This is a genomic window from Enterococcus sp. AZ015 (assembly GCF_050499225.1).
Lineage (GTDB): Bacteria > Bacillota > Bacilli > Lactobacillales > Enterococcaceae > Enterococcus_D > Enterococcus_D entomosocium.
In genome coordinates, this window is sequence record NZ_JBMHEX010000001.1 from 339,053 (window position 1) to 352,691 (window position 13,639).

Here is a 13,639-nt window from a genome sequence, read left to right on the forward strand (position 1 = left end):
CACAGTCCTTTTTTTGCCCTCTCGTCTGTGCTACAATAAAGGGAACGTATGTACAGAAAGGAAAGCACATGTACGAATATATCATAGGGAAAGTAACGGATATCTTTCCGGCGTATATCGTCGTTGAGACCCATGGCATCGGCTATCAGATCGCTTTTGGCAATCCGTATTCATTTAGCGGCAAGTTAAACCAAGAAGTAAAAATCTATCTGCACCAAGTGATTCGTGAAGATGCCCATAGTCTCTACGGCTTTGCCACGATCGAAGGCAAGCAGTTGTTTTTAAAATTGATCAGTGTCTCAGGCATTGGACCCAAGAGTGCGTTAGCAATTATGGCCAATGAAGACCATACAGGGTTGATCACAGCAGTCGAAAATGGGGACGTCAACTATTTGACTAAGTTCCCAGGTGTCGGTAAAAAGACGGCGCAGCAAATGATCCTAGACTTGAAAGGCAAAGTGGCTGAACTGGTTGGAGAAGAAGCGATCGTTCCTCTAAGCGTGGCAACGACTGCTTTAGATGAAGCGATGGAAGCCTTGAAAGCATTGGGTTATAGCGAAAAAGAAGTCAAGAAAGCCGAAAAACAATTAGCGGCGAATACGACAAAATCGACGGATGAGTACTTGCGGGAAGCTCTCCGATTGATGATGAAAAAGTAAGGAGCAAGTAGACGATGGATGAACGAATTGTTTCGCCAGAAAGTACTGAACAAGAAGAGATCATCGAAAAATCCTTGCGTCCGCAAACCCTTGCCCAATATATCGGACAAGACAAAGTCAAGCAGGAGCTTTCGATTTATATCCAAGCGGCGAAAAATCGAGAAGAAGCGTTGGATCATGTCCTCTTATATGGTCCGCCAGGCTTAGGGAAAACGACGATGGCAATGGTGATCGCCAACGAGATGCAGGTCCAAATCAAGACGACCAGCGGTCCTGCAATCGAAAAACCAGGGGATTTGATTGCGATCTTGAATGAGCTGCAGCCAGGGGATGTTCTGTTTATCGATGAGATCCATCGCTTGCCTCGTGTCGCCGAAGAAATGCTTTATTCGGCAATGGAAGATTTTTATGTGGATATCATGGTGGGGCAAGGGACAACGGCTCACCCAGTTCATTTTCCGCTCCCGCCATTTACCTTAGTCGGCGCAACGACACGGGCGGGGATGCTCTCGGCGCCACTACGGGATCGCTTCGGAATCATTTCTCATATGCAATATTATGAAGACCATGATTTAAAAGAGATCGTGCAGCGGACTGCGTCGATCTTTGAAACGGATATCGTGGAAGAAGGGGCGATCGAAATCGCCCGCCGATCTCGAGGCACTCCACGGATCGCTAACCGTTTGCTTAAACGAGTTCGCGATTATGCGCAAGTGCAAGCAGATGGATTGATCGATCGAACCGTTGCTGACCAGGCATTGGCGCTTTTGGCAGTCGATCATGCTGGCTTGGATTATATCGATCAGAAATTGATCCGCACGATGATCGAATTGTATCAAGGCGGCCCGGTGGGATTAAGTACGATCGCTGTCAATATCGGGGAAGAAACCGAAACAGTGGAAGATATGTACGAACCGTTTTTGATCCAAAAAGGATTTTTGAAACGCACCTCGCGTGGGCGGATCGCAACACCGTTAGCCTATGACCATTTTGGCTATCCCCAAAGAAGTGAATAGAAGGAAGCAGCAATCAGCGATGATTGCTGCTTTTTTGTGCTTTTGGTGAAACGTTTCTTTTTATTTTTTAATGATTCCTGAGGATCAATAGATGTTGAAAAAATACATCATTTGTGAAATTTGATTAAAAGGAAGTGTTTGGAAAAATGATTTCTTATAAAAATGTTGATATAATAGCTTTTATGTTTGTGAGGAACTCAACGAAATTTGTGAAAAAAGAAAACCTGAAAAAAATAATTGGAAAGGCTTGCATTTTCGAATGGCAGCGGATATAATCTTTTTGTAGAAACGTTTCACCAAGGTGTGGAGATATACGTAGTGTTGCGAGGATAGAAAGAAGGAGATTTTGTGTATGAGTAAACTGCAAAAGTTTTATAGTCAACGGCAGCTTCACTGGATGGTTTTTCCCGGCGTGGCATTTATGATCGTATTTAATTATATTCCGATCTACGGAATTATAATCGCTTTCAAAAACTATACGGTGATTGACACGATTTCATCAGCACCATGGGTTGGGTTAGAGAATTTCCGTATCATTATGAATGACAGTTTTTTCTGGGAAGCAGTTAGAAATACGTTAGCCATCAGCTTATTGAAATTAGGATTAGGTTTTGCGATCCCGATTGTGTTAGCCATTATGATTTTTGAAATGCAAGATGGCCGCTTGAAGAAATTTATTCAAACGGTTTCATACATTCCCCATTTTTTCTCATGGATCGTGCTAGGTGGGATGATGATCTCTTGGCTGTCAACGAACGGCTTTATCAACCAAGTGTTGATGTCCGTAGGATTGATGGACAAAGGGGTCAATCATCTATTGGATCCAAGCAAATATTGGTGGATCGCGGTCCTTTCTGATCTATGGAAAGAAGTCGGCTGGGGAACGATTCTTTACTTGGCAGGTATGTCGCGGATCGATCCAACGTTTTATGAAGCCGCACGAATCGATGGTGCCAGCAAGCTAAGACAGATTCGTTCGATCACATTGCCATTACTGACACCGATCATCTCCTTAAACTTGATTCTGAATGTGAGCGGTATCTTAGGGTCAAACCTAGATCAAACATTAGTTTTGATGAATTCACAGAACCAAAACCGTTCAGAAGTTATCAACTCCTTTGTTTATAAAATGGGGTTGACGCAAGGTGATTTCTCTTATGCAACTGCTGTCGGCTTGGGGATCGCGGTCATTTCCGTCATCTTATTGGTGATCACGGATCGAGTGACCCGCAAGTTGAACAACGGCAATTCAGTTATCTTATAGGAGGAAAAAACATGATCAAAAGAAAAGCAAAAGAAAACACGTGGTTTTACTTCTTCAATACCGTGATCTTGATTTTATTCTCGTTAATGATCATTGTACCGATTTGGAATATCTTGGTTTCCTCCGTGTCTTCTAGTTCTGGATTAGCGGGCAACGGCCTCGTGTTATGGCCCAAAGGCTTTACCTGGGAAAACTATCGGAAAGTTTTTTCCGACGCAAGTATCCCCCGTGCCTTCTTGATCTCAGTGTTAAAAACGGTTCTTGGGGCTGCAACCCATACCTTGTTTTGTGCGATCGTGGCTTACGGATTGAGTAAATCACGCTTGGTTGGCCGCAACATTTATACAACGATGGGGGTCATCACCATGTACTTCAGTGGTGGGATGATTCCAACGTACTTGCTGATTCGCTCGCTAGGATTACTGGATTCTTTCTGGGTCTACATTATTCCAGCTTTGTTCAGCTATTATGATGTCGTGATTTTAATGAACTTTTTCCGTGAGATTCCGCCTTCACTCGAAGAATCGGCGAAGATCGACGGTGCAAGTGAATTCCAAATCTTTTATAAAATCTTCTTACCATTAACGAAACCGGCATTGGCAACCATCATCTTGTTCAACGGGGTTGGCCAATGGAACGATTTTATGACAACAAAACTGTATATCACAAAAGAGTATCTTTATCCGCTGCAAATGAAGATTTATGAAATCATCGTCCAATCCAACTTGAGTACGATGACTGAAAGCGGTAGTACCGACTTTATCGTCCAAGCAACGACCCGTGGGGTTCAGTTGGCTACGATCGTCATCACGACAGTGCCAATTTTAATTATATATCCATTGCTTCAAAAACACTTTATCGGCGGTATGATGGCCGGTGCAGTAAAAGAATAGAAAGAGGGATAGACATGAAAAAAGTAGTAGGCGGTTTATTGGCAGCATCAGCATTACTTAGCTTAGCAGCATGTGGCGGCAGCTCAGACAATGCCAGCAGTTCGGATTTTTCTATCAAAGATCGGTATGAGTTAGATGAAAAGACACCAGCATGGAAACTCGATACCAAAGAAGAACCAACCAAGATCACATGGTACATCAATTCAGACTGGACAGCTTTGCCATTTGGTGAAGATGTGACGACAGCCCAAATCAAAAAAGATTTGAACATTGATATTGAATTTATTTCAGGTGATGATTCGAAATTAAATGCTTTGATTTCAAGTGGTGATATGCCTGATATCGTGACGTTGATGGATAAAACCAGTCAAGCAGCCACAAAAGCTGATAGCTGGGCATACTCATTAAACGATTTAGCGGAACAATACGATCCGTATTTGATGAATGTCGTGACCGAAGATACCTTCAAATGGTTTGCTTTAGATGATGGCAAAACTTATGGCTATCCAAACTATTCCAACACAGCAGCGGACTACGAAAGCGGCAATATTCCCGTCAACGATAACTTTGTGATCCGTGAAGATGTCTATGAAGCATTGGGCAAACCAGATGTTTCAACTCCAGAAAACTATGTGAAAGTCATGAAAGAAATCAGCGAGAAATTCCCTGATTTGACACCGATGGGCTTCACAACGATCGGCGAAACAGCAGGACCATTCTTAGATAAATTGCAAGACTTCTTAGGTGTTCCGTTAGAAGATGAAGATGGTGCTTTCTACGATCGTAACTTAGATGAAGAATATATCTCATGGTTGAAAACCTTTAATCAAGTGTATCGTGACGGCAACATCAGTGATGACAGCTTTACCGATGACGGTCCAACCTATGATGAAAAAGTAAAACAAGGGGACTATGCAACGATCTTAGTAGCAGGAACGAGCGGACAAGGTGGGAACTTCACCGAATTCATGAAAAACTCTGACACGCGTTACATCGCAATCGACGGACCTGCCAGCACTTCTGGTCGTGAAGCAACCTTGAACCAAACAGGAATCTCTGGCTGGTTGATCAACTACATCACAAAAGATGCGGCGGATCCAGCAAAAGTAACTCAACTCTTCACGTACTTGATCGATGAACCAGGACAAATTTTGACAAAATTCGGTGTTGAAGGCGTGACGTATGAATACAACGATGAAGGCAAAATCGATTACTTGCCAGAAATCAAAGAAATGGAACAAACCGACAACGAAGGCTACAACAAAAAATATGGTATCAGCCGTTTCAACTACTTTAACAACGACCGTGTCAATGCACTGAAAGTCAAAACCGAAAATGCGTTGACTCAAATGCAAGAATGGGGCGAAGGCAAATTGTATCCACACTTTGTGATCGAAAATACGGATCCAGATGCCGGAACTGCAGAAGCACGTTCAAACACAGCCATCAAAACCAAAATCAACAGCACGATCATCTCATTGATTCGTTCAAAAGATGAAGGAACATTTGACAGCACACTAACCGACTTTGAAAGCTTCTTAGATTCAAACAACTGGGACGCAATCAAAGACATTAAAACTGAAAAAATGGCCGAAAACCGCGAACGACTAGAATAACCCCCATAGGAGAGGAAAGGAAGCCAAAAAAAGACCTTTCCTCTCCCTTTACTTTGAATCACTGCGATTGGCTCACGTAGTGAGACAGAGCAGATGATGAAAAGTACTAGGCGACCGCAGGGAGCGTAGTGTCCATACAAAGAATCACTGCGATTGGCTCACGTAGTGAGACATGCAAGCTGCACTTAGTGTGTTTTACTTAGTGCAACTGTAGGCGAAGCGAAAGCGGAGACGAGCAGATGATGAAAAGTACTAGGCGACTGCAGGGAGCGTAGTGTCCATACAAAGAAGCACTGCGATTGGCTCACGTAGTGAGACCTGCAACCCAGAAACCCATACGTTGAGAAACGACCCAAAATCACAAGAAGGCAAGAAACAGGTTTACGCAGCACCCGCAGCACAAATCAGCAAGTTTTGATTGGAGGATCATAATGAATCGACTATTTTCTTATGAAGGATGGTACTATCGGGTCTTTGCTTTTCTAGCAGATATGATCATTGTTAGTTTTCTCTTTATGATTCCAGCAATGACGCTGATTCTCGCAGGGCCAGCATTGATCGCGCTGTATCAGACGATCGATCAATTGTACAAGGAACGAGATGTCCCGATTTGGCAACGATACAAGCAAGCATTCTTAAGCAACCTCAAACGTGGTCTCTTCTTAGAAGGTCTTGTTATGGCGTATGTCGCAGTCTTTGCCGGTTTGATCTATTCCTTGATGATGCTTACACCTTACTTTGGCGTTTTAGCCGTGATTCTCGTCAGCTTGGCTGCGCTGTATCTCGTCGTGTTCGTTCTCTTGTACAGTTTGTTTGCGCAATCATTGCAAGAAACAGCGAAAGAAACGGCGTATGCGGTTCTTAGCAGTACGGCGAATGCGATCATTTTACTGGTGATCCCAATCATTGTTTTTGTATTGTGCAGCAAAGTAAACCTATTCTTATTTGTTTGTTTAGGCATTTCAGGCTCAGCCTTTGTACAGGTGTTGTTTTTCAATAAAGTATTAGCGAAGGGGGGAGAGGCAAATGACTGAATCGACCGCAACTGATCGATCCTGTTTTTGGGCTTCGGTCCAACAAGAACTTGACGCCCTTCCGCTAGCCTTTGAAAGAACCAAACAAACACCTTTGCTAAAAGGGATCGATTGTTTTACGATTTCTTTTCAAAGTCTTGGTAATGAAACGATCTATGGGCATCTGCTGCTGCCAGAACAAGCGGCAGATTGTCCAATCGTGATTGATTTTTTAGGCTATATGAATCATGTGCAAGAACCGTTCCAATTCGCTCATTGGTTACTGATCGGCTGCGGCTGTCTTGTCATCGACAATCGCGGACAAGGGGGACGCACGCAAGATCAGGTTCCCTATGAAACCACGCAGCATGAAGCACCTTTTGGACGCGGCATCTTGAAAAAAGAAGATTTTTATATGAAGCGATTGGTCGCAGATAGTTTGCGCACACTAGAAGTCCTTCAACAGATACCGGAAATCGATCCGCAGCGGATTATTTTAAGAGGCGGCTCGCAAGGAGGCGGCATCGCCTTATTGGTCAACGCATTAACGAACGTCCCGATTTTTGCGACGTTTGCTGATGTGCCAAGCCACTCCAATCTTGTCCATCGGATCGAACAAAAAACAGGAAGTTACCATGTGATTCAAGAGTATATCGAACAATTTCCAGAAATGCGGGAAACGATCTATCAAGTCATGAGTTATTTTGATTTGAAGTATTTTGCTCATCAGATAACTGGTCCTGTTTATACATCGGTCGGCAGTGCTGATCCGATCTGTCCCATGGAAGATTTCTTCGTTTCCTATAAAAAGATTCCTGGACCGAAAGAATTGCGTATTTACTTAAATAAAGGGCATGGCGGCGGCGAAGCGAAACAAATCCGTCGTGAAATGCAGCAAATCAAAAAATTACTCAAAGGAAATGAATGAAGATGAAAGTAGCAACCTACAATCTACGAGTCGATACCGACTATGACCAAGAATGGCAATGGCACTATCGATCGGAGGCGGTTTGCTCCTTGATCGATTACTACGACTGGGATGTTCTGGCGATCCAAGAAGCTCGTCCCAGCCAATTTGCAGATTTAGCAAAGTTAGCGCAGTATGCTTCCGTCACGGCTGAACGAGATGGTGATGGCTTAGGCGAAGGCATCGGACTGTATTATCAAAAAGAGGCTTTCGAGTTATTAGCTTCAGGTTCGTTTTGGTTGTCATTGACACCGACTGAACCAAGTATTCATCCAGAAGCTGCCTATTCACGCTTATGTGTTTGGGCTGTCTTACAGGAAAAAAAGAATCCGCCGTTTCTTGTCATCACGACCCATTTAGATAATATTTCAGAAATGGCTCGTTTTGAAGGGATGAAAGTGATCTTTGAGCAGCTGGCAGATCAGATCGAACGCTATCCTGTATTGCTGATGGGCGACTTGAATGCGGAGCCAACCGAGCGGGTGCATCGGTACTTAGAGCAGCATTTTCGAAATGCCAAAGAACACGGACAAAAGCCTCATCACGGACCCAAAGGCTCCTATCAAAATTTTATTTATACGTTACCATGGCAAGAACTAGAAGAAATTGATTATATCTATACGAAAGGCTTCACGGTGGTCAAAACCGCCTGTCTAACGGATTCTTGTGATCGTCGTTTTCCTTCCGATCATTTCCCTTTAGAAGCAGAAGTCCAATTTGAAGAAAGCAAAGGATGAATAAAAATGGAACAGCAGAAATTAACCGAACTACTTTCAGAAATGACCTTAGATGAAAAAATCGATCAGTTGCTGCAACTGGCAGCGGCTTTTTATTCAGATAAAGCAGAAGAGAAAACCGGCCCAATGGGCGACTTAGGACTGACACAAGAGAACATCAACAATGCGGGAACAACGCTAGGTGTTTCTGGTGCAAAAGAAGCGATCCGCGTCCAAAAAGAGTATATCGAAAATAACCGCTTGAATATCCCGACGATATTGATGGCGGACATCATTCACGGCTTTCGGACGATTTTTCCGATTCCATTAGGATTAGGTAGTTCATGGGATTTGGCAGCAGCGGAGAAGATGGCGGAAGTATCTGCCAAAGAAGCGGCTGTTTCTGGCTTGCATGTGACCTTTTCACCGATGGTGGACTTAGTAAGAGACCCACGTTGGGGCCGTGTCATGGAATCGACGGGGGAAGATCCTTACTTGAACAGTCGCTTCGCTGAAGCCTTTGTCAAAGGCTATCAAGGGGATAATCTGCGAACGGATTTCAACCGCGTGGCTGCGTGTGTCAAACATTTTGCGGCTTACGGTGCGGCTATCGGCGGTCGCGATTACAACACGGTCAATATGTCAGAACGCCAACTGCGAGAAAGTTATTTACCGGGCTATAAAGCGGCCCTTGATGCCGGTGCCAAACTGGTGATGACCTCCTTCAATACGGTGGACGGTATTCCAGCAACAGCCAATCGCTGGCTTTTCCGCGATGTTTTGCGAGAAGAATTCGGGTTTGAAGGCGTTGTGATCTCTGACTGGGCAGCAATCAAAGAAGTGATCGCTCATGGCGCAGCGGAAGATGAAAAACACGCCGCTGAATTAGCCATCAAAGCTGGGGTCGATATCGAGATGATGACGACTTGCTACACTGATAACTTGAAAGAGCTGATCGCAGAAGGCACCGTTGAGGAAGCCTTAGTCGATGAAGCCGTGCTAAGAATCTTGACCTTGAAAAATGAACTAGGTCTATTTGAAAATCCATACCGCGGCGCTGATGAAGCCGCTGAAGCAGCCATTGTTCTGTCTCAAGAACACCGAGAGATCGCCAGCGATATCGCAAAGAAATCAATGGTGTTGTTGAAAAATGAAGGTGTCCTGCCGTTGCAGAAAACCGAAAAAGTGGCGATCGTAGGGCCGGGTGCTCACTCCCGTGATCTATTAGGTGCTTGGTCTTGGCAAGGGAAACAAGAAGAAGTGGTGACATTAGTGGCGGGTGCTCAAGCCTTGGGTGCGGATCTGTTAATCGGTCAAGAGCCCTTTGATTATTTTGCACCGTCTGAAGCAGCGATCCAAGAAGCGATCGAATTAGTGAAAGAAGCGGATAAAGTTGTCTTAGCGCTAGGAGAGCAAGAATGGATGAGCGGTGAAGCTGCCAGTCGCAGCGACATTCGATTGCCGCAAGCCCAATTGTCCTTGGTTGAAACCTTGAAAGAATACAACGAGCAATTGATCGTAACCCTTTATAACGGTCGTCCTCTTGACTTGCAAGGGGTTGATGCAGCCAAAGCGATCGTCGAGGCTTGGTTCCCTGGAACCGAAGGCGGAAACGCACTTGCTCAGATCTTGTGGGGAGAATACAATCCAAGCGGCCGCTTGAGTATGTCATTCCCGGAAACCGTTGGACAAGTCCCAGTGTATTACAACGTTGACAATACCGGTCGTCCATATGAAAGTGCACCGGATGAAAAATATGTCTCAAAATATTTGGATGTCTCCAATTATGCCAAATATCCATTTGGCTTCGGCTTGAGCTATAGCCCAGTTGCGTATTCTACGGTGACGTTGGATCAGCCGACCATGACCAAAGATCAAACAGTCACGGCATCCATCACTGTTACGAACCAAGGAACAGCAGCGGTCTGGGAAACGGTCCAATGCTACATTCGCGATTTAGTCGGTGAAGTGGTTCGCCCAGTGAAAGAACTGAAAGGCTTTAAGAAAATTTGGCTAGAAGCTGGCGAATCAGCCACCGTTCAATTTGAGATCACGGAAGAACTGCTGCGCTATGTTCACAGCAACCAACAAGCAAGCAGTGATCCAGGGAAATTCCACATCATGATTGGTGGGAACAGCCGAGACACCCAACAAACAACCCTGCAATTAGTTAGGTAAGATAGGAAGGTTTCTATGACGAAAAAAATAGTGATGAATAATGAAAATACGACCGTGACGTTTTTACCAAACGGTGATTTATATGAGATCCAAAGTCACGATGTGATGATCAATCAATTGAATGGGAATGCGCTAGATGGCAGTTTGAATCAAATCTATCTACGACTGCGTGAAGCGGGGGAATGGCACTTCATTCCCTTGATCGGCTCAAATGCTGACAGTGCCTTTGCTTACTCAGACAAACAGCTGACTTGGACTGGAACGTACCAGTCTATCAGTTACCAAGTAGATTTCCAATTGGCACAAGATTGCTGGTTCTGGCGAGTTCAATTGAGTGGTTCTGGGGAAGCGGAATTGGTTTACGGACAAGATCTTGGTAACGCAGCCAAAGGTGCTGTTCAATCTAATGAAGCCTATGTTTCGCAATATATCGACCATCATGTTAGCCATCATAAGGATCGAATCGTGCTATCTTCTCGCCAAAATCAACCACAAAATGGTCAATTTCCATTGGTGGAACAGGGCAGCTTCCAAGCCTTAAAAGGCTTTTCGACGGATGGCTATCAATTTTTCGGTCGCAGCTACAAAGAAACGAATCAACCAGCTGCACTCAGCCAAGAGACATTAGCCAATGAAGTGTATCAATACGAATTTGCCTATACGGCACTGCAAACGCAATGGTTGACAATAAGTGAGACACCTACGGAAATCGTTTTTTACGCAGCGGTCAAAGCCAATCAAGCGACGGCAGTCAATGAACCGCAGTTTGCACTTGAAACGTTGAAAGAAACGTATCAAGCCTTGTCCTTTGACTCGTTGCAGGCAACGGCGCAGGCTCGAAAAAACTTCGGTCGACCGCTCACAGGGCTTACATTTACCACAGAAGAAATCAACAAGCGATTTCCTCAGCAAGAAGCAGTGGAAATCGTTGACCAACAGCTTTATTCCTTTTTTACCCCTGATTATCACCATGTCGTGTTGAAAGAAAAGGAAGGGCAGATGGAACGCTCCCATGGGCATATTTTGATGAGCGGACAAGAGTTGATCGTCGATCAACCCATTTTGAGCACGACTGTTTACATGACGGGGATGTTTAACTCCCAAATCGTATTAGGCAATACGAACATGAACAAATTGTTGAGCAATAGCCGTAACTCATTGAATCTTTTCAAACGTTCCGGTCAGCGGATCTATCTGAAAGACGGCGATCAATGGCGGATTTTAACGATGCCATCTGCCTTTGAAATGGGCTTGAATTCGGCGACGTGGTACTACAAAACAGCGGATGATGTCATTCAAGTAACGACCTTCACGAAAGCAAATGGACGCACGATTGCAACCACCATCACTAGTGAACAAGGTCGTGCTTACACCTGGGCCATCACTAATCAATTTGTGATGGGGATCGATGAAGCGGTACCGACTGTTACCATTACGCAAGACCAGCAATTGCTCACCATCAAAGGATCAGCGGATTCACCGATTGCGGAAACTTATCCAGAATTGACGTATTATCTCCATGTAGCACAACCTTTTGAACTGACCGATGAAACGATTTTCAATGTGGCAGCCGACGATAGCACGACCGTATTGACCTTTGCAGAACAGGCGACGGTTTCCTTCGTGATCCAAGGCACACTGACTGGTGAACCCTTTGTTTCCGAAACGTTAGATCGCCAGCAAGAAGACACTGCCTATACGGCCTTTGTCGATGATTTGTTGAATCAGTTTGAATTGAAACATTCGCAGGCGGATGTCGCATCCTTCAATCACTTGGCACGTTGGTACACCCACAATATGCTTGTTCATTACTTGTCTCCTCATGGTCTTGAACAGTACGGTGGTGCTGCTTGGGGGACTCGAGACGTTTCCCAAGGACCGACTGAGTATTTCTTAGCACTTAATCGTCCTGAGATGGTGGCGTCCATCATCGAGCATTTGTTTGAAAATCAATTTGCAGATGACGGCAACTGGCCACAATGGTTTATGTTTGATCGCTATGAGAAACAAAAAGCCGATGAGAGCCACGGAGATGTGATCGTCTGGCCAATGAAAGTCGTTAGTGACTATCTCGAAAAAACCAAAGATTTTGCGATTTTGGAAAAAGAATTGCCTTATACGGATCGCGCAACCTTCTTGAAAACCAAGACCAAAGCTTCTTTGTTTGATCATTTGAAAAAAGAAGTGGCGTATATCGAAGCGAACTTCTTGGAAGGAACGTACCTGTCTTGTTATGGTGATGGCGATTGGGATGACACCTTGCAGCCAAATAACAGCAAGTTGAAGAAACAAATGGCCAGCAGTTGGACCGTTGCCTTGACCTATGAAGTATTGAAAAAATTAGCCAGCCAGTTGCAGTCAGTTGACCCAGAGTATGCCAAACATCTAACGGAACTATCTGCGGGAATCAAACATGACTTTGAAAAATACATGTTAGCTGATGGGACTTTGCCAGGATTTGTCTATATGGAAGATAGCGAGCACGTGGAACTGATGGTCCATCCGACTGACAAGAAAACCGGTATCCAATACCGCTTGTTGCCGATGCAGCAAAGCATGATCGGGGAGCTGTTATCTCCCGAACAAGCCGAGCATCATGTGGCGATCATCAAGGAGCATTTGCAATTTCCAGATGGGGTGCGCTTGATGAATCATCCAGCGACTTATGCGGGTGGTGTCAGCACCAATTTCAAGCGAGCAGAACAAGCAGCCAACTTTGGACGAGAAATCGGTTTGCAGTACGTTCATGCCCACATCCGCTTTACCGAAGCGATGGCGAAATTAGGCCGAGAAGAAGAGACTTGGCAAGCGCTTGGGGTCATCAATCCGATCCAGATCGCTCAACGGGTCGAAAACGCGGAGATCCGTCAAGCAAATGCGTATTTCAGCAGTTCTGATGGCGATTTCAAAACAAGGGTTGAAGCCCAAGAAAATTTTGGTAAACTTAAGGAGGCAGCAGTCGGCGTCAAAGGCGGCTGGCGCATCTATTCTAGTGGACCGGGGATCTATATGAATCAGTTGATCAGCAATGTGTTAGGCATTCGGACCTTTGTTGATCACGTTGAACTTGATCCCGTCTTGCCAGCGGAATTAGCAGGATTGACACTGACGTATCGACTCTATGATCGGCCGGTCGAAATCGTCTATCATTCGTCAAGTACGCCGAAAATATTGATCAACGGCGAAGAAATGTCCACTGGGTTTGCGGAAAATCGCTACCGCCAAGGTGCGTTTGTCCTGAAGAAAGCAGCGCTTTGCGCCAAATTAAACGAAAACCAAACCAATACGATCGATATCTATCGTTAAGAAAGGAGAAG

The 13,639-nt window shown here is 44.8% G+C and carries 11 protein-coding genes; all 11 read left to right on the forward strand.

Features of this window, described 5'->3' with window-relative positions; genetic code table 11:
- Nucleotides 1-68 precede the first annotated feature (68 nt).
- The 11 genes from ruvA (at nt 69) to IGK85_RS01690 (ending at nt 13,628) form a co-directional block, all read left to right on the forward strand.
- Entirely contained in the window at nt 69-659 is a 591-nt protein-coding gene (gene ruvA / locus IGK85_RS01640) for a Holliday junction branch migration protein RuvA (protein WP_005232405.1), read from the forward strand.
- Between the two features lie 14 nt (nt 660-673).
- Nucleotides 674-1,675 carry a Holliday junction branch migration DNA helicase RuvB gene (gene ruvB, locus IGK85_RS01645; protein ID WP_005227171.1) on the forward strand — a complete coding sequence of 334 codons (1,002 nt, stop codon included), beginning with the start codon at nt 674-676 and terminating at the stop codon, nt 1,673-1,675.
- Between the two features lie 352 nt (nt 1,676-2,027).
- Nucleotides 2,028-2,939, forward strand: coding sequence for an ABC transporter permease (locus IGK85_RS01650; RefSeq protein WP_005232388.1), 912 nt, complete (start codon nt 2,028-2,030; stop codon nt 2,937-2,939).
- Nucleotides 2,940-2,950: 11 nt separating this feature from the next.
- Entirely contained in the window at nt 2,951-3,832 is an 882-nt protein-coding gene (locus tag IGK85_RS01655; protein ID WP_005227173.1) for a carbohydrate ABC transporter permease, read from the forward strand.
- Between the two features lie 14 nt (nt 3,833-3,846).
- Nucleotides 3,847-5,448 carry a sugar ABC transporter substrate-binding protein gene (locus IGK85_RS01660; RefSeq protein WP_008376282.1) on the forward strand — a complete coding sequence of 534 codons (1,602 nt, stop codon included), beginning with the start codon at nt 3,847-3,849 and terminating at the stop codon, nt 5,446-5,448.
- Nucleotides 5,449-5,722: 274 nt separating this feature from the next.
- On the forward strand, nt 5,723-5,866 hold the full coding sequence (locus IGK85_RS01665) for a hypothetical protein (RefSeq protein ID WP_429972127.1): 144 nt from the start codon (nt 5,723-5,725) through the stop codon (nt 5,864-5,866).
- 13 nt (nt 5,867-5,879) lie between these two features.
- Nucleotides 5,880-6,482 carry a DUF624 domain-containing protein gene (locus IGK85_RS01670; RefSeq protein WP_008376280.1) on the forward strand — a complete coding sequence of 201 codons (603 nt, stop codon included), beginning with the start codon at nt 5,880-5,882 and terminating at the stop codon, nt 6,480-6,482.
- Entirely contained in the window at nt 6,475-7,389 is a 915-nt protein-coding gene (locus IGK85_RS01675) for an acetylxylan esterase (RefSeq protein ID WP_008376278.1), read from the forward strand. Before IGK85_RS01670 ends, IGK85_RS01675 begins: the two co-directional genes overlap by 8 nt.
- Nucleotides 7,386-8,165 (forward strand): endonuclease/exonuclease/phosphatase family protein, encoded by a 780-nt coding sequence (locus tag IGK85_RS01680; RefSeq protein WP_008376277.1) that lies wholly within the window; start codon nt 7,386-7,388, stop codon nt 8,163-8,165. The genes IGK85_RS01675 and IGK85_RS01680 overlap by 4 nt, the downstream gene beginning before the upstream one ends.
- A gap of 6 nt (nt 8,166-8,171) precedes the next feature.
- Entirely contained in the window at nt 8,172-10,322 is a 2,151-nt protein-coding gene (locus IGK85_RS01685; RefSeq protein WP_008376275.1) for a glycoside hydrolase family 3 N-terminal domain-containing protein, read from the forward strand.
- Nucleotides 10,323-10,337: 15 nt separating this feature from the next.
- Nucleotides 10,338-13,628, forward strand: coding sequence for a GH36-type glycosyl hydrolase domain-containing protein (locus tag IGK85_RS01690; RefSeq protein ID WP_008376273.1), 3,291 nt, complete (start codon nt 10,338-10,340; stop codon nt 13,626-13,628).
- Nucleotides 13,629-13,639 lie beyond the last annotated feature (11 nt).